The organism is Zoogloea sp. JDB1 (assembly GCF_056724025.1).
The window spans coordinates 3,134,010-3,157,814 of record NZ_CM161496.1 but is presented as its reverse complement, the minus strand read 5'-3'; the positions used below and the strand labels follow the sequence as shown (position 1 = coordinate 3,157,814).

Here is a 23,805-nt window from a genome sequence, read left to right as displayed (position 1 = left end):
TATCCGATGGAAGTACTGCTCGCCACCCCCCGCGGCTTCTGCGCCGGAGTCGAACGCGCCATCGAGATCGTCGAACGCGCCCTTGCCCAGTTTGGCGCCCCCATCTATGTGCGCCATGAGGTCGTCCATAACCGTTTCGTGGTGGAAGGCTTGCGCGCCAAGGGCGCGGTGTTCATCGAAGAACTCGCCGACGTACCCGCCGGCAATACGGTGATATTCAGCGCCCACGGTGTATCCCAAGCCGTGCGCACTGAAGCCGAAGCCCGCGGACTGCGCGTTTTCGACGCCACCTGCCCGCTCGTCACCAAGGTGCACCTGGAAGTCGCCCGCATGCGCGACCAGGGGCGTGAACTGATCATGATCGGCCACAAAGGGCACCCGGAGGTGGAAGGCACGATGGGTCAGGTCCGCGACGGCATCTATCTGGTGGAGTCTGTCGAAGATGTGGCGAACCTTCAGGTCACCAAACCCGACATGCTGGCCTACGTCACGCAGACCACGCTGTCCGTGGATGATGCCGGCGCCATCGTGGCCGCCCTGAGAGCCCGCTTCCCGAGCATTGTCGGCCCCAAGAAGGACGACATCTGCTATGCCACGCAAAACCGCCAGGATGCCGTGAAATTCATGGCACCGCAGTCGGATCTGGTGCTGGTAGTCGGATCACCGAACAGTTCCAACTCCAACCGCCTGCGCGAGGTAGCCGAACTGCTGAATGTTCCAGCCTATCTCGTTGATAACGCAGCAGCCATCGACCCTGCGTGGATCGCCGGAAAACTGCGCGTCGGCGTAACCGCCGGCGCTTCAGCACCGGAGGTGCTGGTCAACTCTGTAATCGCCCGCCTCAAGGAACTGGGCGCCGCCTCCGTTCGTCAGCTCGAAGGCGTGCCGGAGAAAGTGACCTTCCCGCTGCCGAAGGAACTCCAGGGCCACACCGGCCAACAAGAAGCTTGAGGAGCTCCGCCGGGACAAGCCCCCCAATAACAAAGCCCCCGACGACACTCGGAGGCTTTGTTATTATTTCAGAGTAACGGAAGAGCTACGGCGCACATCAACACTCCGCAGCCGCCAACTCGGCTCAAAAGTGCGGCTGCATGATCCGCCGGTAGAACTCGTGGAAGTGCTGCATCCCGTCCTCATAAGGCGACTGATAGGGGCCAACCTCGCTACGCCCCGCTTTCAGCAGAGCAAGGCGGCCGCGGTCCATGCGCTCGCCGATATCGTCGTCCTCGATGGCAGTCTCCATGTAGGCAGCCTGCTCGGCCTCAACGAAATCGCGTTCAAATTCGAGGATCTCTTCCGGATAGTAGAATTCGACCACATTGGTGGTCCTGTTCACATCTGTCGGAATCAACGTGCTCACCACCAGCACATGGGGATACCACTCAACCATGATGTTGGGGAAATAGGTCAGCCAGATCGCACCGTGCTTGGGCATTTCGCCGCCATGGTAGTTGAGCACAGCCTCATGCCAGCGCTTATACGTGGGCGAACCGGGCTTCTTCAACGACGTGATACCGACACGCTGCACGGAATACCATTCACCGAACTGCCAGGTAAGATCGTCGCAAGTCACGAACTGGCCGAGCCCTGGGTGGTAGGGCTCGACGTGATAATCCTCGAGGTAAACCTCGATGAAAGTCTTCCAGTTGTAGTTGCACTCGTGAATCTCGACCTTGTCGAGCTTGTAGCCGGCAAAGTCGAGTTCGCTGGCTACCTGCATGCCGGCGAGATCCGCCGACGCCGCACGTGGCCCCTTGAACAGCAGTCCATGCCAGTTATCGAGCTTCTGGCGCTGCAGGTTGAGGCAAGGGTTTTCAGGAAAGTGCGGCGCCCCAATCAGCAGACCTTCCGGGTTGTAGGTCCAGCGATGGATCGGGCAAACAATATTTCTGTCGGCGACACCGGAGCCCTGCAACATGATCGCCTGACGATGACGGCAGACGTTGGACATCTGGTAAAAGCCGTCTTCCCGATTGATTAGCAGGCTCGAATGGTCGAGCCATTCAAGCGACCGGTATTGATTGACTTCCGGCACCATCAACTCGTGGCCGACATAGCCGGGCCCAGCATCGAAGAGGAGACGCTTCTCCAACTCGAAGACCTTTTCGTCGAAATACCACGAGACCGGCAATTGGGAAACCGCCGGAGAAAGCTGTGCCTGAGAAGCGATGTCAGACATCCCGAACCCCCTGATTCAAAGCGAAAGCCCGAAACGTAAAGCACGATATTATATAGTATTACGCGTTTGACCTGTAGCCCGGCCATAGGCTATTTTTACGGTTTGCTCCTGCCTAGCCGGCCGCCCATGGTCAAATCTGCCTCCGCCAAGACGCCCAACAGTTTCGAATCGACCATTTCCGAACTCGAATCCATTGTTCAGGAAATGGAAAACGGGGCGCTCTCCCTTGAGCAATCACTCGCAGCCTACGAGCGCGGCACAACCCTCCTCCGGCACTGCCAGGACGTATTGAACAGGGCGGAGCAGAGCATTCGCACCATGGAAAGCGGTGCAACCAACCCGGAGCAGCCCCAGTCATGAGCACCCGCAGTTTCAGCCAGTGGATGGGCGACATCCAGCAGCGGACCGAGATCGCCCTCGATCACGCACTGCCAGCAGCCGACATCGCCCCCGAGCGCCTGCATCAGGCAATGCGCTATGCTGTCCTTGGTGGCGGCAAGCGCGTTCGTCCGTTGCTCGTCCACGCAGCCGGCCAACTCGCGCAGGCAGATACGGGCCGCCTCGACAGGGTGGCCTGTGCACTGGAACTGATCCATGCGTACTCGCTGGTACATGACGACATGCCCTGCATGGACGACGACGCATTGCGCCGCGGCAAACCGACCGCCCATGTGGAATACGACGAGGCTACCGCCTTATTGGTCGGCGATGCGCTGCAGACGCTGGCTTTTCAGCACATTGCAGATGCCGCCATTTGCGATGACCCGATCCAACAGATCGGCATGATCCGCCAGCTCGCCGTCGCCTCCGGCTCCCGGGGAATGGCGGGCGGCCAGGCCATCGACCTGGCATCCGTCGGAATGGAGCTAAGCCTAGCCGAACTGGAGTTCATGCACATTCACAAGACCGGCGCCCTCATCCGCGCATCGATTGCCCTTGGCGCCCAATGCGGCCGTCTGCTGAGGGAAGAAGCCATGGCCACGCTCGACCATGTCGGCAAGATAATCGGGCTCCTCTTCCAGATCGTGGACGACATCCTCGACGCCGAAGCAGACACCGCCACCCTCGGCAAAACAGCCGGCAAGGATGCCGCCAACGACAAACCCACCTACGTCAGCCTGCTCGGCGTCAGCCGCGCCCGCGAACTGGCCGAAGAAATGTGCCAGAGCGCCCTGGACCGCCTCGCCGCCTTCGGCACCGACGCCCAGCGCCTGTCGGAACTGACGCGCTTCATCGTCCGTCGCCAGTTCTGAGGCCAGCAGATCGACAACAAAGAACACCCATTAACGACCCGGTATCCCGGAATGCCCCTCACAACGCAGCCCGCCAAACCTCGCGCCAGCCTGTTGGACAGCATCACTTCTCCCGCGGACCTGCGCCAGCTCGACCCCGGTGAGCTCCCCAAGCTGGCCGACGAGCTGCGCAACTTTCTGATCGACTCGGTCTCCCGCACCGGCGGCCACCTGTCGTCGAATCTTGGCACCGTGGAGCTGACCATCGCGCTGCACTACGTGTTCAACACGCCCGACGATCGCATCGTCTGGGACGTCGGCCACCAAACCTACGCCCACAAGGTTCTGACGGGGCGTCGCGAAGCCATGGCAGGTCTGCGCCAATATCAGGGCATCTCAGGCTTTCCGCGCCGCTGCGAAAGTCCGTACGACACCTTCGGCACCGCCCATTCGTCAACTTCGATCTCCGCAGCCCTCGGCATGGCCGAAGCAGCCCGCCTGCGCGGCGAAGACCGACGCGCCATTGCAGTCATCGGCGACGGCGCGATGTCGGCCGGCATGGCTTTCGAAGCGCTGAACAACGCCGGCGACATCAGTGACACCAATCTGCTGGTCATCCTCAACGACAACGAGATGTCAATTTCGCCGCCTGTCGGCGCGCTCAACAAGCACTTGTCCCGCCTGCTCTCTGGCCGCCTTTACAACGGCGCGCGAACCATTGGCAAACGATTCCTCGAAAACCTGCCGCCACCGGTTTTCGAGTTCGCAAAACGTACCGAAGAGCACGTGAAGGGCATGGTGATGCCCGGCACGATGTTCGAAGAGTTCGGCTTCAATTACATCGGCCCCATCGATGGCCACGACCTCGAAGCCCTGCTGCCGACGCTGCAAAACCTGCGCACCCTCAAGGGGCCCCAATTCCTCCACGTCATCACCCGCAAGGGGCAAGGATACAAGCTCGCAGAAGCCGACCCGATCCTCTACCACGGCGTCTCCAAGTTCGACCACGCCGCCGGCATCACAACGGGGAAGAGCAGCGGCAAGCTCACTTACACACAGGTTTTCGGCGACTGGCTCTGCGATATGGCAGCCATCGACAAGCGCCTCGTGGCAATCACCCCCGCCATGCGCGAAGGGTCAGGCATGGTGCGTTTCGCCAATGAATACCCGGATCGTTATTACGACGTCGGGATCGCCGAGCAACACGCTCTGACTTTCGGGGCAGGCCTGGCCTGCGAGGGCTTCAAGCCCGTAGTGGCCATCTACTCGACCTTCCTGCAGCGCGCCTACGATCAGCTGATCCACGACATCGCCCTGCAGAACCTGCCGGTCATGCTGGCTATCGACCGTGCCGGACTGGTCGGTGCCGACGGCGCAACCCACCACGGCGCGTTCGATATTTCCTACCTCGCCTGCATCCCCAACCTGACCATCTTCTGTCCGGCAGACGAAAACGAATGCCGGCAAATGCTTTATACCGCCTACCAGCACGACGGCCCAACCGCCGTCCGCTACCCACGCGGCAGCGGCCTGGGAATCCAGCCGACCAGGCTCATGCACGCCCTCCCCATTGGCAAGGGCGAGATCCGTCGAAGCGGCACCCGCTACGCCCTGCTTGCCTTCGGTAGCCTGCTCGGCACCGCGCTGCAGGTCGCCGACACTCTCGACGCCACCGTGGCCAACATGCGCTTCGTAAAGCCCATCGACCGCGAACTGATCCTCGAGTTGGCCGACAGCCACGACATCCTTGTCACTCTTGAGGAAAACGCCGCCATCGGCGGCGCCGGATCGGAAGTGATCCGTGTCCTAAAAGAGGCGGGCAAAGCCATCCAGGTGCTACAACTGGGCCTCCCTGACCGCTTCATTGACCACGGCGACCAGCTGCAGCTCATGGCCGAGGTCGGCCTAGACGCAGCAGGCATCCTCAAGAGCATAGAAGATAGCGGCCTGCCGAATAGTTGAGCGCTTTTGTCGGGAATGATAGGATCAAATCCATTGAGGGGCGCCAGACCCCCATTCCCCAACGAGACTTACCGAGAACAGTCATGACCACCCGCGAAGCCCCAACCCCCATCCCCGACGTACAAAACTCCGCCGACTCACGCCAACTGGCCATCAACAAGGTTGGCATCAAGGCGATCCGCCACCCCATCAAGGTTCAGGACAAGAAGAGCGGCGGCATCCAGCACACCATCGCGATGTTCAACATGTACGTGGGCCTGCCCCACAATTTCAAGGGGACGCACATGTCCCGCTTCGTGGAGATCCTCAACAGCCACGAAAGGGAAATCTCCGTCGAATCCTTCGAGCCGATGCTGCGCGAGATGGTCCGGAAGCTCGAGGCCGAAACTGGCCACGTGGAAATGACCTTCCCCTATTTCGTCAACAAGGCCGCCCCCGTCTCGGGCGTGCAAAGCCTGATGGACTATGAAGTCACCTTCATCGGAGAAATCAGTGAGGGGGGCAATTACGAGTTCACGATGAAGGTTGTTGTCCCCGTGACTAGCCTGTGCCCCTGCTCCAAGAAGATTTCCGAGTATGGCGCCCACAACCAGCGCTCCCACGTCACAGTGACCGCCACCACCAACAACCACCTGTGGATCGAGGAACTGGTCCAGCTCGTCGAAGAGCAGGCTTCCTGCGAACTCTACGGGCTGCTCAAGCGCCCCGACGAAAAGTTCGTCACCGAGCGCGCCTACGACAACCCCAAGTTCGTCGAGGACATGGTGCGGGACGTTGCCGGCGCCCTCAACAGGGAAGGCCGCATCGACGCCTACATCGTCGAATCCGAGAACTTCGAGTCGATCCACAACCATTCGGCCTACGCACTGATCGAACGGAACAAGCGCTCCTGAACGAAAGGCTCGCAGCAGATACACGCCCACAAGCGACAGCAAGGGGCGAAAAAATCTATGGTCAGCCCGATTTTTGCAAGGTAGATGCACGTGACCTATAGTTGGCTTGCTTAAATCTATCCGGGGTCGTGGTCGGCGATCGTCTGCCCACCCCCATGATGAGAGCCGCGCCCGGCAAACCTCAAAACGGTGCCAGCGTTGTCCGCTGGTTTTTTGTCAGGTTCCTTGCCAAGCCGTTGAGCCGTTCAGGTCATCATACGTTCTACCGCCGCAAAACCAGATGGGCTACTTCAGGTAAATCAGCCTTCATCCGTCAGGCGGCCTGCACCGCTGTGCCGGACTGGTAATGCGTCCCTTTGGCGAGGATAGCCCAGGCGATCGTCGCCAATTTATTGACCAGCGCACAAGCCACCACGTTCGAGTGGCGCCGGGTGAGCAGGTCACGTACCCACCGACCCAAGGCGTCTTCGCGTTTATCGATGCGCTACATGAGTACGCGGGCGCATTGCACCAGCAGGTGTCGGAGGTTCTTGTCACCGCGCTTGCTGATGCCCAGCAGCGTCGGCTTGCCTCCCGTGCTGTGCTGGCATGGCATGAGCCCCAAGGAAGCAGCGAACTGCCGGCTGCTGCCGAACTGATGCGCATCGCCCATGCGCTGGCGGTGATCGGGCCGATCCCCGGAATCTCCAGCAGACGCTGGCTGGATTCGTCCTTCCTTCAATTACTGAGCGAGCTCCCGTTCTACTTCGGCAATCTGCTCGTCCAGGTACTTGAAGTGCGGGGAGATCAGCCGGGCGGTGTGCCCCAAGGATACCCACTGGCGCGCGCCCCAGTGGGCGCCCGCACAGACCTCCATCACCACCGTGCAGGACGGGACATTCGCTAGTTGGGCGAACAGTTGGCTACGCGTGAGTTTCTTGCGAAACACCATTCGACCCACCGCATCCTGCGCGCGCAGGTGGAAGCTGTGTTTGCCCAGGTCGATTCCGATCAACGTCACGGCAGTCATGATGGCCTCCAAAAAAGCAAAATCCCTACTCAGCGTAGTCCGCTGGGTAGGGATCGGGCTGACCATCTCATTACGGAACCCGAGGGTTCCGTTTTTTTGTACCGCGGAAACTTAGGCCTTGGCGGCAGCCTTGGCAGCGAAGGACTTGTAGTCCAGCTTTTCCTTGATACGGGCAGACTTGCCTGAGCGGCTGCGCAGGTAGTACAGCTTGGCGCGACGCACATCACCACGACGCTTCACTTCGATGCTGGCAACCAGCGGGGAGTAGGTCTGGAACGTACGCTCCACGCCTTCGCCGGAAGAGATCTTGCGAACAATGAAGGCGGAGTTGAGGCCGCGATTGCGCTTGGCGATCACGACGCCTTCGTAAGCCTGCAGACGCTCACGGTTACCTTCCTTAACCTTGACCTGCACGATAACGGTGTCGCCGGGAGCGAATTCCGGAATCGTCTTGCCTTGGGTCAGGCGGGTGATTTCTTCCTGTTCGAGCTGCTGAATGAGGTTCATGCGTAACTCCTGAAAAAATATGGGCCAGTGGCCTTTCGTGCAGAGCAGGTCGCCACCTGATACACGGCTTTGTTATGGAAGCCGGAAATCAACCCTCCAGCTTCCCTTCAGCCTGCCGGAATGCATCCAGCAAACGAATCTCTTCCTTGCTCAACTTGCGATCACTCAGCAAATCCGGTCGGCGCAACTCCGTGCGCCCCAATGACTGCTGCAAGCGCCAGCGCCGAATCTCGGCGTGGTTGCCGGACATGAGGACACCGGGCACGGACACCCCCTCATATTCGACCGGCCGCGTGTAGTGCGGGCAATCAAGCAAACCATCGACGAACGAATCCTCGATGGCGGAGTCTTGATCGTTCAATGCCCCCGGCAATTGCCTGATCATCGAATCGAGCAAAACCATTGCCGGTAACTCCCCCCCCGAAAGGACAAAGTCACCCAACGAAATCTCTTCATCCACGCAGCGATCGATCAAACGCTGATCGACCCCTTCGTAGCGACCACAGAGCAGCACGAGCGCGGGTTCGGCAACCAGCTCCAACACACGCTGGTGATCCAGCGGACGTCCCTGCGGAGACAGGTAGATTACCCGCCCCGCGACGCCCGCACTCTCCACCTGACGCGCCTGAGCAGCCCTGATGGACTTCTCCAGAGGCCCCGGCAGCATCACCATCCCGGGGCCACCGCCATAGGGGCGGTCGTCCACAGTGCGGTAGCGATCGTCAGCGAAATCCCGTGGATTCCAGCAATTCAGCTCGTAAAGCCCGCGCTCCCGCGCACGCCCTGTAATGCCGAACTCCGACAACGCGGAAAACATCTGAGGAAACAGGCTTACGACGTCGTAGGCCTTGCGGCCGCCGAACACCATCACCAGTCCGCCTCCCAATCCACTCGGATACGGCGCCCTTCCGCATCCACTTCAGTCACGTAACTGGCGACGAAGGGGATCAGTCGTTCAAGATCGCCATCCTGCACCTGAAGCACATCATGAGCTCCGGTAGACAGCAACCCCTTCACGATACCCAGGCGCACTTCAGACGCGTTGAATACTTCCAGGCCAATCAAATCAGCCCAGTAGTATTCATCTCTGCCAGGCTTCGGCAACGCTTCCCGCGGTACGGCGATATACAAACCGTCAATGGCTTCAGCCGAATCGCGGTCCGGGACCTCTCCAAAAGCGACCACCAGACCGCCCGCCTTGCCGTGGGCCTTGCAGCCCTTCAGCGTGTACGGGGTCCAGTTGTCGCCTTCAGGATCGGAACCGATCCACCATTGCGGCATTTTTTTCCATGACAAAGGATCATCCCCGAAAGGATGAACCTTTACCCAGCCTCCCACGCCAAACGGGGCGATGATCCGCCCCAGCACGATCATCTGCACGGCAGCCGGAAGACCAGGATGCTGCTCAGCCAACTCAGGCTGCAACCTTGGAGGCTTGCTTGACCAGACGGGAGACGGTCTCGGACAGCTGAGCGCCGTTACCTTGCCAGTGAGCCAGACGCTCGGCGTTCACGACGAGACCGACGGCACTGCCGGAAGCAACCGGGTTGTAGTAGCCGATGCGCTCGATGAAACGGCCATCGCGACGATTGCGGGAATCGGCGGCAACGATGTTGTAGAAAGGACGCTTCTTGGAGCCGCTACGGGCGAGACGAATGACAACCATGACTGTGCTTGATCCGATGGAATGGAAAAACGTTAGATGTTAAATCACAGCGAAGGAAACCGCAAGAAAACAGGCGACTAAATTCCGACCCGCCCCAGGAGTATCCGCCGAATCCCTCCTGCGGCCCTATCAGGCTAGCGCGAGGCCATATCAGCACCTGTTTGCAGGGAAGTTATTTACAATATGCACTTGGCCAAAACACACAACAGGCAATGAGCGCCGCCGACTCCCCCCTTTCAGACCGCACCGCTCCCGTCCTCGACTGGCTCGCTGTCGAGCTTTCTCCGGACGCAGAGCTTGAGTTGGCGGCCTTCGTACGCCACATCGAGGATCTGACCCGCCCCGAAGTCGGCAAGGGGCAATTGCAGCGTTGCATGGACCTACTACAGGCGCGAGGCATGCAGATCAGCCGGATGTTCCGGGAGAAGCTAGCGTCGACCGCCCTACCTCTGAACACCAGCTTCCATCGCTCGGCAACGCGTCTAGTATCAGCCTTAGGCAAGCTCGCCACGGGGTATGAAGACAGCCTGAACGACATACGCCACCGAACCGCCAAGAACATCCACCAATCGCCACAAGCCATTTGCGCCAAGGGGCTCGAGATTCTCGGCGAACAGTTTACCGTTGCCCACCTGGCTGGTAATAGCGCCCCCTACGGCTTCTGGCTGCGGGCACACACCCTTTTTCTGGGATGCCAGACGACCGGCAACGGCAACAACAGCGCCGACGCGGAGGCTGCCTACAAGTTCCTTCTAACATTCTCGGCAACCCAACCTGAAGGCCTCACAGGTGCCGAGACTTGCTGGCTGGCTGCGCTGCTGAGTTCTGTCGCCGGCGACACAAACATCAGCTACACGCCACCTGGCGAGGATGACCTAGGCTGGTTCTGGATCGATCCGGATCAGGATACCCCTCCGATTTCGGACAACCGGCGCCCACCGCCTCCGGTCGAGGGGCTAATCTACTTTTCTGCGGAAGAGCTCGCTCGCAAGGCGACCGCATGGATAGAAGCTCTGGAGGCCAGCCCTCCCGATCTCAACGGACTTCCCGCGGGGCTTCCCACGACAGAAGCCGCGACCCTGTTACGCAGAGTAAGGGAATACTGGGCCACGCCGCCATGCCGGGAACACTCCCGACGCCGGAACCAGTATGCCGTTCGGGTCTGCACTGGCCTAGAGGGAATCTGGAAGATGCTCCGCGAGACCGACGCGGCGCGGCAAGAGCCGCACACGTCGGAATGGATGGTCGTCAACGAGAGTCCGACAGGCTATGCAATCATGCAGGTCACCGGAACGGCGTCGGAACTCGCAGCCGGCATGGCACTGGCGCTCCGCCGTAACGAGGACGACCCTTGGACCCTGTGCGTTGTGCGCTGGATCCGTACGGAAACCCCCGAGCAGATTGAACTTGGGCTACAGGTCATAGCCAATACCGCCAAGCCCGTAACAGTCGGTTTCCGCAGCGGAACCCAAAGGCGCCCCATGCGTCCTGCGCTAGTCCTCCCCCCATTGCCGCACTGGGGCGCCAACAAGCCATACTGGCCCCCGCCGGAACTTATTCTGCGCGGCGCTTCATGCTGGTATCAGACACCAATCGACTCTATGTGGCTCAAGGGCGGCTACTGAGCCTCGACATGCAGACATCCTCCATCGAACTGTTCCAATACGAAATTGACCCTTATCCTCTCTAAAAAGACATCAGGAATGCAGGGATGCAATGGGCTGGGCCGTCGCGCGCCCGAAGGCTAGAAGCATCTCGTCCCAGCGCTCGCACACCTCCGCCGCAGAGCCTTCCCGCATGCGCCACGAGTCCGGCAGTCTCCCCCAGCCGAACAGCCTTCCGACCTCCGATAAAAGCACCGCATCCGCAGCCTTGACCAGCAACCACCCTCCTCCGTCAAGGCGTGCAGCAATACCCGCCGACTCAAGAACCTCCAGCGTACCTCTCATGTCGTCATGCCCCACCGCGGCCAACTCGGCGAGTTGCACCATCGTCCTAGAACCACCTTCACGCTGAGCAACGACCAACTCCCTCAGCGCCAGCATCGCCACAAACAAACTCCGCCCCGGAAAAGCCGGCAGTAGCGCATGTGCCAGCTTCCGCTCAGGCAGAACCGCGGCGATGACCGCCCCAAGCAGAATCACAATCCACGACAGATAAAGCCACAGTAGAAAGATCGGCACCACCGCAAATGCGCCGTAAACCAGCGTGTAACTCGGGAAATGCACCAGATACAAACCAAACAGGCGTTGCATAACCATGAACCCCGTTGCCGCGCATAAACCCGCGAACATCGCATCCCGGACACGTACGCTGCAATGCGGCACCACCAAGTAAATGGTGCCGAAGATTCCACTCAAAACCGCCACCGCAATCACGCGCAACCCAAGCCCTTCGAGCCACGCTGGCTCGTTCATGATATCAAGGGACATGCTGAGTATTGCGCTCGCTACGAACACGCAGCCGGCCAGCAGCAGAGGGCCGAGAGAAAGCGTTGCCCAGTAGGCCGCCAGACGTGTGGCCCACGGGCGACGGCTGTTGACCATCCAGATCTGGTTTATGACCTGATCGATAGTCTTCATCAACATCAAGGTCGTGGCGACCAGCACCAGAGCACCCACAACGGTCAGATTGGCCGCCTTCTCGCTGAACTGCAGCGCATAGGTGGCAATCACCTTGCCAGCCTTGTCAGGCAGAAGATTATCGAGGAGAAAGCCGCGCAGGGTGTCGCCAAAACGGGCCGACTGGGGCAACTTGCTAAAGACCACCACAACCAGGGTCACCATCGGCACCAGCGACAACAGCGTGGTAAAGGCCAAACTGCCCGCTACCTGCGCGCATCGCCCGTCACGAAATCGCCGCAGCACGGCTGACACCAGATGCGCCACCGCCAGGCGTTGATGCGAACGAGGGAAATCAGGGCTCGGGTTCATTTACGTATAATGCGCTTCCGTTTTGCAGGCTCTACCATGCAAGAAGTTCTTATCCTTTATTACAGCCATCGGGGCTCGGTACGGGCACTGGCCGAACTGATCGCCCGCGGCATCGAATCCGTTCCGGGCATGGCCGCCCGCCTGCGCACGGTTCCACGGGTGTCCGCGGTCTGCGAGGCGGTCGAAGACGGCATTCCCGACCGGGGCGCCCCGTACGCAGACATCCGCGACCTCGAGGAGTGCGTCGGCCTGGCACTCGGCAGCCCTACCCGCTTCGGCAACATGGCGGCGCCGGTCAAGTACTTCCTGGACGGTACCGCCGGCCCTTGGTTGTCCGGCGCCCTGGCGGGCAAACCGGCTTGCGTATTCACATCATCAGCGAGCCAGCACGGTGGCCAGGAAAGCACGCTGCTGTCGATGATGACACCGTTGCTGCACCATGGAATGCTGATCGTCGGCCTGCCGTTTTCCGAGCCCGACCTGACCCGCACACGCAGTGGCGGCTCCCCTTACGGTGCCACCCACTGGGCCGGCAAGGAGGACAACACCCTGATCACCGAAGAGGAAAAACGCCTCGCCACCGCTCTTGGCCGGCGACTTGCCGAAACCGCCAGAAAGCTCTCGCTCCCATGACACCCAAGACCCTTTCCCTCGTCGCCAGCATCACGCTGCTGCTCCTGATCGCCCTATGCCTGGCCTGGGAAGCCATTCTGGCCCCGCTACGCCCCGGCGGCTCGTGGATGACCCTGAAAGTCCTCCCACTGATGCTGGCGCTGTTCGGCATTCTGCGCGGCAAACGCTACACCTATCAGTGGAGTTCGATGATGATCCTGCTCTACCTGACCGAAGGTGTCGTCCGCACCAACGATGCCCCCCCTGGCAGCACGCTCGCGCTCATTGAAGCCGTGCTGAGCGTGGTCTTCTTCAGCGCGGTGGTGCTTTACGCCCGCAACACGGCTCCGTCACGACTGACCAGGGCCGCCACCGATAGCGAGCCCTGAACCATACAACGTACAAACGTGCATCAGACCTGGGGATTCAGACGCTCCAGCCTTGAGTGCAGTTTGTTGAGCGCATTAAGGTAGGCCTTGGCGGACGCGACGATGATGTCGGTGTCCGCCCCCTGCCCGTTGACAACCCGATCCTCCTTGGAGAGGCGGACAGTCACCTCGCCCTGGGCGTCGGTGCCAGTGGTGATCGCATTCACCGAGTACAGGAGCAGTTGGGCGCCACTCTCTGCAACAGCCTCAATGGCCTTGAACGCCGCATCCACCGGCCCCGAACCATTGGACTCGACCTTGGCCTCCTTACCACCGACGGACAGAGTCAGGCGCGCATTGGGCGTCTCACCGGTCTCGGAGTGGAAGGACGACGCCACAAGGCGGAAATGCTCCTGCGGCTCCGAGCTCTCATCGCTCATCAATGCCTGCAGATCCTCGTCGAAGATCTCGTGCTTCTTGTCCGCCAGCTCCTTGAAGCGCGCAAAGGCGTGATTCAGCTGCTCTTCAGACTTGATCTCGACACCCAACTCGATGAGCCTCGAACGGAACGCATTGCGCCCTGAGTGCTTACCCATCACCAGCTTGTTGGTGGTCCAGCCCACATCCTCGGCACGCATGATCTCGTAGGTCTCGCGGTGCTTGAGCACCCCATCCTGATGGATGCCGGACTCATGCGCAAAGGCATTTGCACCAACAATCGCCTTGTTCGGCTGCACCGGAAAGCCGGTGATGCCCGACACCAACTTGGAGGCCGGCACAATCTGCGTCGTGTCGATGCGCGTATCGCACTGGAAGACGTCCTTGCGCGTGCGCACCGCCATCACAATCTCTTCTAGCGACGCGTTACCGGCCCGTTCGCCAAGGCCATTGACGGTGCACTCAACCTGGCGCGCACCGGCACGTACCGCCGCCAGCGAATTGGCCACCGCCAAGCCCAGATCGTTATGACAATGCACCGACCACACAACCTTGTCGGAATTCGGCACACGCTCGATCAGCGTACGGATCGTTTCCGCGAATTGCTCCGGCACGTTATAGCCGACAGTATCCGGCACATTGATAGTCGTGGCGCCGGCATTGATGACTGCCTCGAAAATGCGGCACAGGAAATCGATCTCGGAACGGCCCGCGTCCTCGGCGGAAAACTCGATGTCGCCGGTGTATTCCCGCGCCCAGCCGATTGCCCGCACCGCCTGCTCGACCACCTGGTCGGGGCTCATGCGCAGCTTTTTCTCCATGTGGATCGGGCTGGTCGCAATGAAAGTGTGGATGCGCCCGGAAGCCGCCGGGCGGATGGCCTCGCCTGCCCGCCGGATGTCATTTTCGTTGGCGCGAGCCAGAGAACAGACGGTTGAATCCTTTATCGCCTCCGCCACTGCGTGGACAGCCTCGAAGTCGCCGTTGGACGCCGCCGCGAAGCCAGCCTCGATCACATTGACCTTCATCCGCTCCAATTGCCGAGCAATGCGCAGCTTTTCGTCCCGCGTCATCGAAGCCCCCGGGCTCTGCTCCCCGTCACGCAAGGTGGTGTCGAAAATGATCAACTGGTCGTTCATGATTGGCTCCTGCAAGATTATTGATGTTTTGATCGAACGGCTCAGGTACCGTTCCGTACCACAACAGGCAAACACACCTGCCCGGCCTTGACGCTCAGCCAAGGCCGCAGCGGCACGATTCAGGAATCCGCGTTCTCGGCGGGAGCGCTCTCACCGGACGACTTCGCGGCGCTACGGCGCGCCCCCTTGATCCAGGCCCAGGCACTCGTCACATAGCCGGAAACGGCGTAGCACAGGAACAGGCCGAAAAGGACCCCCGGCGGATAGCTGGACACCAACAGAAAGCCCAGCACAAACGCGATGATGACGATGAAGGGCACGCTACGGCGCAGGTTGATCTCCTTACCGCTGTAGAACAGCACGTTGCTGACCATCGAGATACCGGCAAAGATCGTCAGCACGCAGGCATACCAGCGCACATCCGGCCCGGAGATGCCGTTGTCGAGCATTACCCACACCAGGCCACTCACCAGTGCCGCCGCCGCCGGACTGGGCAGCCCCTGGAAATAGCGTTTGTCGATGACGTCGATGTTGGTGTTGAAACGCGCCAGCCGCAAGGCTGCACCCGCACAATAGATGAAGGCCGCCATCCAGCCGAGCTTGCCCATGCCCTTCAGCGCCCATTCGTACACGATCAGCGCTGGTGCAGCTCCGAAGGACACCATGTCAGACAGTGAATCGTACTCGGCGCCGAAAGCGCTCTGGGTCCGGGTCAGGCGCGCCACCCGACCATCGAGCCCGTCGAGCACCATCGCGATGAAGATGGCCACAGCCGCCTGCTCGAACAGTCCGTTCATCGCCTGCACGATGGCATAGAAACCGGCAAAGAGTGCAGCAGTCGTGAAAAGGTTGGGAAGAATGTAGATCCCCCTGCGGCGCCGTTCGGGGTTGAGCAGAGGCTTATGAGATTGCAGATCGGCCATGGAGGGGACGATATGTGGAGTCGAATAGGATTGTAACGCAGGTCAATACGACAGGCCCAGAAACGACTCGGGGGACTTGCGTCCCCCGATCTTGCTACCTGCCAGTCCCGCTTAGTTCTTGGACTGATCAACCAGCTTGTTGGCCTTGATCCACGGCATCATGTCACGCAGCTGGGCACCGACAGTTTCAATCGGGTGCACGGCGTTCAGACGACGACGGGCGGTCATGGACGGGTAGTTGGTCTTGCCTTCCAGGATGAACATCTTGGCGTATTCACCGGTCTGGATGCGCTTGAGGGCTTCGCGCATGGCGTAGCGGGACTCTTCGTTGATGACTTCAGGGCCGGTCACGTACTCGCCATACTCCGCGTTGTTGGAGATGGAGTAGTTCATGTTGGCGATGCCGCCCTCGTACATCAGATCAACGATCAGCTTCAGCTCGTGCAGGCACTCGAAGTAGGCCATTTCCGGGGCGTAGCCGGCTTCAGTCAGGGTCTCGAAACCCATCTTGACCAATTCGACAGCACCGCCACAGAGCACAGCCTGCTCGCCGAACAGGTCGGTTTCGGTTTCTTCACGGAAGTTGGTCTCGATCACGCCACCCTTCGTGCCGCCGTTGGCAGCAGCGTAGGACAGGGCGATGTCGCGGGCCTTGCCGGACTTGTCCTGGTACACGGCGATCAGGGACGGCACGCCGCCACCCTTCAGGTACTCGGAACGGACGGTGTGGCCGGGGCCCTTCGGGGCAACCATGATCACGTCCAGATCGGCACGGGGCACGACCTGGTTGTAATGCACGTTGAAGCCGTGGGCGAAAGCCAGCACGCCGCCTTGCTTGATGTTCGGCTCGATGTCGTTCTTGTAGACGTCGGGGATGTTCTCATCCGGCAGCAGGATCATGACCACGTCGGCAGCGCGAACGGCCTCGGCCACTTCGGCAACCTTCAGGCCAGCGCCTTCGGCCTTGGCCCAGGATGCGCCGCTCTTGCGCAGACCGACCGTCACATTGACGCCGGAGTCGCGCAGGTTCTGGGCGTGGGCATGGCCCTGGGAACCGTAGCCAACGATCGTGACCTGCTTGCCCTTGATCAGGGAGAGATCCGCATCCTTATCGTAATAAACCTTCATTTCATGCCTTTCTGATACAAGAGGAGCAAATTGCAGGGAAGCGCCGGCCGTGCAGCCCGCACCACCCCCGCATCACACTTTCAATACCCGATCACCACGGCCAACGCCGCAGATGCCGGAGCGCACGGTTTCGAGAATGAGGCCGGCGTCGATGGCGCCAACAAAGGAATCGAGCTTGGCCTGGGTGCCGGTCAGCTCGATGATGTAACTGGTATCGGTCACGTCGATGATGCGCCCACGGAAGATGTCCGCCATGCGCTTCATTTCCTCGCGATCCTTGCCGGTTGCACGCACCTTCACGAGCATCAGTTCGCGCTCGATGTGGGCCGACTCGGAGAGATCGACCACTTTCACCACTTCAACCAGCTTGTTGAGCTGCTTGGTGATCTGCTCGACGATGTCGTCCGAACCGGACGTCACGATCGTCATGCGTGACAGGGAGGCATCCTCGGTCGGCGCCACCGTCAAGGATTCGATGTTGTAACCACGGGCGGAAAACAGCCCGGAGACGCGCGACAGCGCGCCGGATTCATTCTCGATGAGAAGGGAGATGACGTGTCTCATATGTATTTTCTGCTTGCTGACCATCAACCCGCGCAGCCAATGGGCGTCGAGCATCGGTAACGATTCGGGAGCGGGCCGCGACAGATCATCCACGGCATGCCCCCGGCGAATCAGAGATCCTCAGCGGACAGGATCATATCGGTCAGGCCCTTGCCACCCTGGACCATCGGGTACACGTTCTCGGTCGGATCGACCTGGAAGTCCAGGAAGACCAGATCGTTCTTGCGCTTGAATGCCTCACGCAGCGCATCCTCCACGTCACCCGGCTTCTGCACGCGCAGCGCCACGTGGCCATAGGCCTCGGCGAGCTTCGCGAAGTCGGGCAGGGCATCCATGTAGGACTCGGAGTAGCGGTTGCCGTGGAACAGTTCCTGCCACTGGCGGACCATACCGAGATAACCGTTGTTGAGCAGGATCACCTTGATCGGCAGACGGAACTGCTTGCAGGTGGACAGCTCCTGGATGTTCATCTGCACCGACCCCTCGCCGGTGATACAGGCCACCGGAGAGCCGGGATGCGCGAGTTGAACGCCCATTGCGGCTGGCAGGCCGAAACCCATCGTGCCCAAACCGCCGGAATTCACCCAGCGGCGCGGCTTGTCAAACTTGTAGTATTGGGCCGCCCACATCTGGTGCTGCCCCACGTCGGAAGTCACGAAGGCATCACCGCCAGTCACTTCCCAGAGTTTCTGCACTACGTACTGCGGCTTGATGACATCCATACCCTGATTGAACTTCAGGCAGTCGCGGCGGCGCCACTCCTCGACCTGCTTCCACCAGCCACCGAGAGCTTCCTGGTCTGGGCGATCGGAGGTGCTGTCGAGCAGCGCCAGCAACTCGCCGAGGACTTCACCCACATCGCCAACGATGGGTACGTCCACCTTCACGCGCTTGGAAATGGACGAGGGGTCGATATCGATATGAATGATCTTTCGCGGCTCGGAGGCAAAATGAGCCGGACTACCGATCACGCGGTCGTCGAAGCGGGCACCAACGGCGAGCAGCACGTCACAATAATGCATCCCCATGTTGGCCTCGTAGTTGCCGTGCATGCCCAGCATGCCGACGAACTGGCGATCGGTAGCCGGATAGCCGCCGAGGCCCATGAGGGTGTTGGTGCAGGGAAAGCCCAGCTTGCGCACCAGCGCGGTCAGCTTGTCGGCTGCGTCGCCGAGCACCACGCCGCCACCGGCGTACACCATCGGACGCTTGGCCTCGAGCAGGAGCTGCAATGCCTTCTTGATCTGGCCATGATGCCCCTTGACGACGGGGCTGTAGGAACGCATCGCCACCGTCTGCGGGTATTCGAACTCGCACTTCTGGGCGGTGATGTCCTTCGGAATATCGACCAGCACCGGGCCGGGACGGCCGCTCTTGGCGAGGTAGAAGGCCTTCTTGATGGTCGGCGCGATATCACGCACATCGCGCACGAGGAAATTGTGCTTCACGCAGGGACGGGTGATTCCGACGGTGTCCACTTCCTGGAAGGCGTCCTGGCCGATGGCCGACGACGGCACCTGGCCGGAAATGATGACCATAGGGATCGAGTCGCAGTAGGCCGTGGCGATCCCGGTCACCGCATTGGTCGCGCCGGGACCGGAAGTCACCAGCGCAACGCCGACCTTCTCGGTGGACCGTGCATAGCCGTCGGCCGCATGGATGGCGGCCTGCTCGTGACGCACGAGCACGTGGCGAACCTTGTCCTGCTTGAACAGCTCGTCGTAGATGTAAAGTACCGCACCGCCGGGATAGCCGAAGAGATAATCGACCTTTTCTTCCTGGAGACTCCTGATTACAATTTCCGCACCGGTAATTACCATCGCTGCACCCGAAGCTGTTTCGGCAATGTGAAACGTTGAACCATACCGCCGCCCAGACGATTGGTCAAGGCGCCGCTAGCGGCATTGCAGTCCGGACGCCAGGCGCATCGTTTTAATTGGCGCAACCCCCGCCCATGAAAAAAGAGGGGTGCCACGCTTCAGTTGAGGATCCCTCCCCTGCCTTCCCGCCTTGAACTATCGGACTTCCTCGCCAGCGTCGAAAAAAGGGCCTTCAAGCAGGCCTTATTTGCGGTCCGCAACGATGAGTCGGCCCTCGACATCGTGCAGGACGCAATGCTCAAGCTAGCCGAGAAATACGGCGACAAGCCGCTGGAAGAACTGCCGATGCTCTTCCAGCGCATCCTGCAGAACGTGATCCGCGACCATTTTCGCCGCCAGAAGGTGCGCAGCATGTGGACGACGCTGCTATCCGCCTTTTCGCCAAGCTCGGACGAGCAAGACTATGACCCCCTGGAAACGCTCGAATCCGCCGACAGCGAGCACAAGAGCGAATCCCCCCAGGCCCAGCTAGAACAACACCAGACCTTGTCGGTCATAGAAAAGGAAATCGAAAAGCTGCCAGCCCGTCAACGCGAAGCCTTCCTCATGCGTTACTGGGAAGAGATGGATATCGCCGAAACGGCTGCGGCAATGGGGTGCTCCGAGGGAAGCGTGAAGACACACTGCTCCCGGGCGACGCATACATTGGCTGCAGCTCTTGCAGCAAAGGGCATCACACTATGAACGAGCAGGAATTTCAGCGCCGGATCCGGCAACACCTGAACGCATCGGCGTGGAACATTCCACCGAGCGCATCTTCACGCCTGCACGAGGCGCGCCAAAAGGCATTAAGCCGCCAGAAGGCTGCCGTCCGAGGACTAAGCCTGGCCGGGGTCGGCCAGATGCTCACAGAGCATGTACTGCCGCGGGGCAAAACCACCATCGCGATGGTTCTGGTCATTGCTGCCGCGCTCGGCAGCGTCCTGCTCGGACAGTTTCAACATACCGCCGATCTGGAGGAAGTCGATAGCGCCCTGCTCGCCGACGACCTGCCGATCGACGCCTACCTTGACCGCGGATTCGACGCATGGGTTCAAAACGACTCTCCCGAGTGAGCCTTGCGCTCATGCTGGGCTGGTCGGTTTCCGCCCTGCCCGCCCCCCCCATCAGTGCCCCTGCCTGGAGTGATCTGACGCCGGCGCAGCAACGCACCCTTGCCCCGCTTGCCAAGGAATGGCGCGACCTGCCCGACGAACGCCGCCGGAAGTGGGTCGGTATCGCCGACCGTTTTCCGGGCTATACACCGGAGGAACAGGAGCGTCTGCAGCACCGCATGCAGACATGGATTTCACTGACTCCAGAACAACGCATGATTGCGCGGGATCAATACCGCAACCTCCAGCGCATCGCCCCCGAAAAGCGGGAAACCCTCAGGGAAAAGTGGAACGCCTACCAGGAACTGCCGAGTGACGAGAAGAAACGCTTCACCGAAGCCGCCGCCAAGCAGCCCGTCAAACCGATCATTCCCAAGATTGGCGCACCGCCCATTAAGCCCTTGACGGCCCCGCCGCCGCCGCGGCCCAGCTACCCGAAGATCAAGCTCGCGCCCCCCGCTGCCGAACAACCAGCAGCGGCGTCGGCTCAGGCCGGCGGCAGCACCACGTCGCAATCTCCGACTCCAGCCCCTCCTGCGGTTGCCGTCACCACGGAAGCGGCTCCCTCTCAGACCTCCCCCACCAAGCCCTAGGCACGTCATGCCCCAACACCCCCCTGCCGCCGGCAGCCCTGCGCCGGCCCGGCAGGCCGTCGAACTCGCCGGTCTACGCCGCCGTCTGGCAAGCATGCTTTACGAGATCCTGCTGCTACTCGGCGTGCTCGCCCTCGCCTTCATGGTCCCGCTGCTGATTGTGGGCGCCACCTTGAACTACACGCCACCCGGCGGTGTGCTTTGGGCTTACGTCTTCCTCGTCCTGGGCGGCTATTTCCTGTGGTACTGGCGAACTGGTGGACAGACGCTGGCCATGCAGACCTGGAAGCTGCGTATTGTGAACATCGAGGGCGAGCCGATTTCCGTACGCCAAGCATGCATCCGCTACGCGCTGGCGTGGCCTTCCGTGCTGCTATTTGGAATCGGAATCGTGTGGGCCCTGCTCGATAAGGAACATCAGTTCCTGCATGACCGGCTGGCCGGCACCCGTATCGTGCTGCTGCTCAACAGTCCGAAAAACTGAAGAACCGACCTCAGCGGCGCTCGACCCACCACATCATGAAGGCCGCCGCCAGGAAAAAGGCGATACTGGGCGTCAGTGCAGCCACGGCCGGCACCCACCCATTGATAACACCGAGGTTGGAGAACAGCCCGTTGAGCAGGTGGAAGCCCACGCCCAGCATGATCCCGGAGAAGACCTTCAGACTAACTCCGCCCGCCCGCGTCTGCATATAGCCAAAGGGCAGCGCCAATCCCATCATGACAAATGCGGCAAACGGGTACGCCAGCTTCTTCCACAAGGCGATCTCGTAGCGAGTGGTCTTCTGGTTATTTTCCCGCAGATGATGGATGTAGGAGTACAGCGTGGACACGGACATACGCTCCGGGACCACCATCAGCACCGACAAGACCTCTGGCGTCAGCTCGGAATCCCAGACCATTTCCGGCAGGGCAACCGTTGATGTCCCGCTATCGGAGAAGCGCGTTTGGGCCACCTTGCGCAAACGCCAACCATTATTGCCGTTGTACGCGCCCGACTCCGCTTCGCTGATCGACACCAGAACTGCGCGCTCGTCGAACTCATAGATACGGATGCCTTGCAGACTGGTATCCGGCAGCACACTACTGACATTGACAAAGCGCCGGCCATCGCGGACCCAGAGCCCCGTACGCAATTCCTGGGACACCATCGAGCGCGTTGCTGCCAGCCTCCATTGCTGCGCCGCCCGCTCCGCCGGCGGCGCCAAGTATTCGCCAAAAACGAAGGTCAAGACCACGAAAACACTTCCGATCGCCAGCAGGCCCGACAACAGACGCCGGGTCAACAAGCCCGACGCGCGCAGTACCGTGATTTCGGAATGACGTGCCAGGGTGGTCAGCGCATACAGCGTCCCGATCAGCACCGCTATGGGCATCAGCTCATACACCCGCCCCGGCATGATCATCGCGACGTAGATCGCCGCGTGATGGAGCATGTAGCCCCCCTTGCCGATATCGTCCAGTTCATTCACCAGATCGAAAAAAGCGAACAAGCCTAGAAAGGCCAGCAACACCAGCGCAACCGCCGCGTAGATCTCGCGGCTGAGATAACGGATATAAACGGGGATCATCAGCGTTTCCGCCAGCGCGCAAAAACGCTGAGACGTCGATAAAACAAAGCCCCCAACGCGACCAGCATGATCAGGTGCGGCGCCCACAAGCCCACGTCGAAACGCAGCCGCCCCTGGCCTACCCAGGCCTGGCAGACGCTGAGGGTGTTGCTATAGATCAGGTAGACCAGGATCGCCAGCACCAAGTTGTTGGTACGCCCGGCACGCGGGTTCACAAACGACAAGGGGATAGCTAACAGGGCCAGCATCGTCGCCAGCAACGGGGTGCTGATCCGCGCAAGCAGCTCACCCTGGTTTCGGGCGTTAGGATTCTTCAACAAGGCGGGCAATGCAAGCGTCTTCGGCTGTCGCTCGGCCGTATTGGCCTCCTTGGACTCCATCCGGATGGAGTACGTCCCAAACTCCATCACCCGATAGCTCGGCGTTCCCGGAGTACCCTCGTAGCGCCGCCCATGCTCAAGCACGACGAAGCGATTGCCGGAGGCATCGTTCTCCACATGCCCCTGGGCGGCCACCATCACGCCAAGCCGCCCATGCTGCATACTGCTGGCAAAGACGTTACGGACCCGCCCCTCCTCGCCGGACAAGGCCTCAACGAAGAATACCCGCTCTCCACCCGAAGATTCGCGGAACAAACCCGGCGCCACGCGGGAGACATCGTCCCGGTTGTTCAACTGCTCCTTGTACTCCACGCTCTTCTTCTGCGCCCAGGGCGCGACGAACAGGGACAGACAGGCAATCAGCAGCACGACCGGCAACGTAAAACGCAGCACCGGCCGCACCCAGGCGGTGAGCGGCAAACCACTGGAAAACCAGACCACCATTTCGGAGTCCCGATAACAGCGGGACAGGGACATCAGGATGGCGATGAATATAGTGAGGGACAGCACCACTGGCATCTGCGCAATGGCGCCAAAGCCGATCAGGGCCAGCACCGCGTCGGCCGGCACCCGGCCGCCCGCCGCCTGACCCAGCAGACGGATCAGAACCGTAGAAATCAGGATGGCGAACAGCGCCACGAAGACCGCCACGGCGTTCTGCGTAAATTCGCGCTGGGCAGCTCGAAGAAAAATCATGCGGGAAAAATATTAGCGGCGACTGCGGGCCGTTTTGA

Annotated in this window: 25 protein-coding genes and 1 pseudogene; 12 read left to right on the top strand and 14 right to left on the bottom strand. The window is 60.7% G+C overall.

Going from position 1 to position 23,805, the window contains the following annotated elements; genetic code table 11:
- Nucleotides 1-6 precede the first annotated feature (6 nt).
- Nucleotides 7-951 carry a 4-hydroxy-3-methylbut-2-enyl diphosphate reductase gene (gene ispH / locus AC1PPK_RS14265; protein ID WP_481113710.1) on the top strand — a complete coding sequence of 315 codons (945 nt, stop codon included), beginning with the start codon at nucleotides 7-9 and terminating at the stop codon, nucleotides 949-951.
- A gap of 124 nt (nucleotides 952-1,075) precedes the next feature.
- On the opposite strand, the gene AC1PPK_RS14260 is transcribed toward ispH, so the two are convergent.
- Nucleotides 1,076-2,179, bottom strand: coding sequence for an aromatic ring-hydroxylating oxygenase subunit alpha (locus tag AC1PPK_RS14260; RefSeq protein WP_481113709.1), 1,104 nt, complete (start codon nucleotides 2,177-2,179; stop codon nucleotides 1,076-1,078).
- 126 nt (nucleotides 2,180-2,305) lie between these two features.
- Here AC1PPK_RS14260 and AC1PPK_RS14255 point away from each other — a divergent pair, with 126 nt between their 5' ends.
- From AC1PPK_RS14255 to folE2, 4 genes are all read left to right on the top strand, one after another.
- A complete protein-coding gene (locus AC1PPK_RS14255) occupies nucleotides 2,306-2,539 on the top strand; it encodes an exodeoxyribonuclease VII small subunit (RefSeq protein ID WP_481113708.1) in 234 nt (77 codons plus the stop codon).
- Nucleotides 2,536-3,432, top strand: coding sequence for a polyprenyl synthetase family protein (locus AC1PPK_RS14250; protein ID WP_481113707.1), 897 nt, complete (start codon nucleotides 2,536-2,538; stop codon nucleotides 3,430-3,432). Before AC1PPK_RS14255 ends, AC1PPK_RS14250 begins: the two co-directional genes overlap by 4 nt.
- Nucleotides 3,433-3,483: 51 nt before the next feature.
- On the top strand, nucleotides 3,484-5,373 hold the full coding sequence (gene dxs, locus AC1PPK_RS14245) for a 1-deoxy-D-xylulose-5-phosphate synthase (RefSeq protein WP_481113706.1): 1,890 nt from the start codon (nucleotides 3,484-3,486) through the stop codon (nucleotides 5,371-5,373).
- Nucleotides 5,374-5,456: 83 nt separating this feature from the next.
- Entirely contained in the window at nucleotides 5,457-6,266 is an 810-nt protein-coding gene (gene folE2, locus AC1PPK_RS14240; RefSeq protein ID WP_481113705.1) for a GTP cyclohydrolase FolE2, read from the top strand.
- Between the two features lie 313 nt (nucleotides 6,267-6,579).
- Here folE2 and AC1PPK_RS14235 read toward each other — a convergent pair.
- The 5 genes and pseudogenes from AC1PPK_RS14235 to rpsP form a co-directional block, all read right to left on the bottom strand.
- Nucleotides 6,580-7,275, bottom strand: a pseudogene (locus tag AC1PPK_RS14235) (IS110 family RNA-guided transposase).
- Nucleotides 7,276-7,386: 111 nt separating this feature from the next.
- Complete coding sequence (gene rplS / locus AC1PPK_RS14230) at nucleotides 7,387-7,782, bottom strand: 50S ribosomal protein L19 (protein ID WP_481113704.1); 396 nt, start codon at nucleotides 7,780-7,782, stop codon at nucleotides 7,387-7,389.
- 88 nt (nucleotides 7,783-7,870) lie between these two features.
- Nucleotides 7,871-8,650, bottom strand: coding sequence for a tRNA (guanosine(37)-N1)-methyltransferase TrmD (gene trmD / locus AC1PPK_RS14225; protein ID WP_481118225.1), 780 nt, complete (start codon nucleotides 8,648-8,650; stop codon nucleotides 7,871-7,873).
- Nucleotides 8,650-9,156, bottom strand: coding sequence for a ribosome maturation factor RimM (gene rimM / locus AC1PPK_RS14220; RefSeq protein ID WP_481118224.1), 507 nt, complete (start codon nucleotides 9,154-9,156; stop codon nucleotides 8,650-8,652). The genes trmD and rimM overlap by 1 nt, the downstream gene beginning before the upstream one ends.
- 40 nt (nucleotides 9,157-9,196) lie before the next feature.
- On the bottom strand, nucleotides 9,197-9,448 hold the full coding sequence (gene rpsP, locus AC1PPK_RS14215; protein ID WP_481113703.1) for a 30S ribosomal protein S16: 252 nt from the start codon (nucleotides 9,446-9,448) through the stop codon (nucleotides 9,197-9,199).
- Nucleotides 9,449-9,660: 212 nt separating this feature from the next.
- On the opposite strand from rpsP, the gene AC1PPK_RS14210 reads away from it, so the two are divergent.
- Nucleotides 9,661-11,073, top strand: coding sequence for a hypothetical protein (locus tag AC1PPK_RS14210; RefSeq protein WP_481113702.1), 1,413 nt, complete (start codon nucleotides 9,661-9,663; stop codon nucleotides 11,071-11,073).
- 72 nt (nucleotides 11,074-11,145) lie between these two features.
- On the opposite strand, the gene AC1PPK_RS14205 is transcribed toward AC1PPK_RS14210, so the two are convergent.
- Nucleotides 11,146-12,381, bottom strand: a complete 1,236-nt coding sequence (locus tag AC1PPK_RS14205) for a YihY family inner membrane protein (RefSeq protein ID WP_481113701.1) — start codon at nucleotides 12,379-12,381, stop codon at nucleotides 11,146-11,148.
- A 36-nt stretch (nucleotides 12,382-12,417) separates the two neighbouring features.
- On the opposite strand from AC1PPK_RS14205, the gene wrbA reads away from it, so the two are divergent.
- Nucleotides 12,418-13,014: an NAD(P)H:quinone oxidoreductase gene (wrbA, locus tag AC1PPK_RS14200; RefSeq protein WP_481113700.1), complete on the top strand. Its 597-nt coding sequence runs from the start codon at nucleotides 12,418-12,420 to the stop codon at nucleotides 13,012-13,014.
- A complete protein-coding gene (locus tag AC1PPK_RS14195) occupies nucleotides 13,011-13,382 on the top strand; it encodes a DUF2069 domain-containing protein (RefSeq protein ID WP_481113699.1) in 372 nt (123 codons plus the stop codon). Before wrbA ends, AC1PPK_RS14195 begins: the two co-directional genes overlap by 4 nt.
- A 23-nt stretch (nucleotides 13,383-13,405) precedes the next feature.
- Here AC1PPK_RS14195 and AC1PPK_RS14190 read toward each other — a convergent pair whose 3' ends face one another.
- The 5 genes from AC1PPK_RS14190 to AC1PPK_RS14170 form a co-directional block, all read right to left on the bottom strand.
- Nucleotides 13,406-14,938, bottom strand: a complete 1,533-nt coding sequence (locus AC1PPK_RS14190) for a 2-isopropylmalate synthase (protein ID WP_481113698.1) — start codon at nucleotides 14,936-14,938, stop codon at nucleotides 13,406-13,408.
- Between the two features lie 119 nt (nucleotides 14,939-15,057).
- A complete protein-coding gene (pssA, locus tag AC1PPK_RS14185; protein WP_481113697.1) occupies nucleotides 15,058-15,861 on the bottom strand; it encodes a CDP-diacylglycerol--serine O-phosphatidyltransferase in 804 nt (267 codons plus the stop codon).
- A 111-nt stretch (nucleotides 15,862-15,972) separates the two neighbouring features.
- Nucleotides 15,973-16,989 carry a ketol-acid reductoisomerase gene (gene ilvC, locus AC1PPK_RS14180; protein WP_481113696.1) on the bottom strand — a complete coding sequence of 339 codons (1,017 nt, stop codon included), beginning with the start codon at nucleotides 16,987-16,989 and terminating at the stop codon, nucleotides 15,973-15,975.
- A 72-nt stretch (nucleotides 16,990-17,061) separates the two neighbouring features.
- Nucleotides 17,062-17,553, bottom strand: coding sequence for an acetolactate synthase small subunit (gene ilvN / locus AC1PPK_RS14175; RefSeq protein ID WP_481113695.1), 492 nt, complete (start codon nucleotides 17,551-17,553; stop codon nucleotides 17,062-17,064).
- A gap of 110 nt (nucleotides 17,554-17,663) precedes the next feature.
- A complete protein-coding gene (locus tag AC1PPK_RS14170; protein ID WP_481118223.1) occupies nucleotides 17,664-19,400 on the bottom strand; it encodes an acetolactate synthase 3 catalytic subunit in 1,737 nt (578 codons plus the stop codon).
- Between the two features lie 135 nt (nucleotides 19,401-19,535).
- On the opposite strand from AC1PPK_RS14170, the gene AC1PPK_RS14165 reads away from it, so the two are divergent.
- From AC1PPK_RS14165 to AC1PPK_RS14150, 4 genes are read left to right on the top strand one after another with little or no spacing between them, the layout of a single operon-like run.
- Complete coding sequence (locus tag AC1PPK_RS14165; RefSeq protein ID WP_481113694.1) at nucleotides 19,536-20,117, top strand: RNA polymerase sigma factor; 582 nt, start codon at nucleotides 19,536-19,538, stop codon at nucleotides 20,115-20,117.
- On the top strand, nucleotides 20,114-20,488 hold the full coding sequence (locus AC1PPK_RS14160) for a DUF3619 family protein (RefSeq protein ID WP_481113693.1): 375 nt from the start codon (nucleotides 20,114-20,116) through the stop codon (nucleotides 20,486-20,488). The genes AC1PPK_RS14165 and AC1PPK_RS14160 overlap by 4 nt, the downstream gene beginning before the upstream one ends.
- Entirely contained in the window at nucleotides 20,485-21,120 is a 636-nt protein-coding gene (locus tag AC1PPK_RS14155) for a DUF3106 domain-containing protein (RefSeq protein WP_481113692.1), read from the top strand. The genes AC1PPK_RS14160 and AC1PPK_RS14155 overlap by 4 nt, the downstream gene beginning before the upstream one ends.
- Before the next feature lie 7 nt (nucleotides 21,121-21,127).
- On the top strand, nucleotides 21,128-21,604 hold the full coding sequence (locus tag AC1PPK_RS14150; protein WP_481113691.1) for an RDD family protein: 477 nt from the start codon (nucleotides 21,128-21,130) through the stop codon (nucleotides 21,602-21,604).
- 10 nt (nucleotides 21,605-21,614) lie between these two features.
- Here AC1PPK_RS14150 and lptG read toward each other — a convergent pair whose 3' ends face one another.
- Both lptG and lptF read right to left on the bottom strand, forming a co-directional pair.
- Nucleotides 21,615-22,691 (bottom strand): LPS export ABC transporter permease LptG, encoded by a 1,077-nt coding sequence (gene lptG / locus AC1PPK_RS14145; RefSeq protein WP_481113690.1) that lies wholly within the window; start codon nucleotides 22,689-22,691, stop codon nucleotides 21,615-21,617.
- Complete coding sequence (gene lptF, locus AC1PPK_RS14140; protein ID WP_481113689.1) at nucleotides 22,691-23,767, bottom strand: LPS export ABC transporter permease LptF; 1,077 nt, start codon at nucleotides 23,765-23,767, stop codon at nucleotides 22,691-22,693. The genes lptG and lptF overlap by 1 nt, the downstream gene beginning before the upstream one ends.
- Between the last annotated feature and the right edge of the window lie 38 nt (nucleotides 23,768-23,805).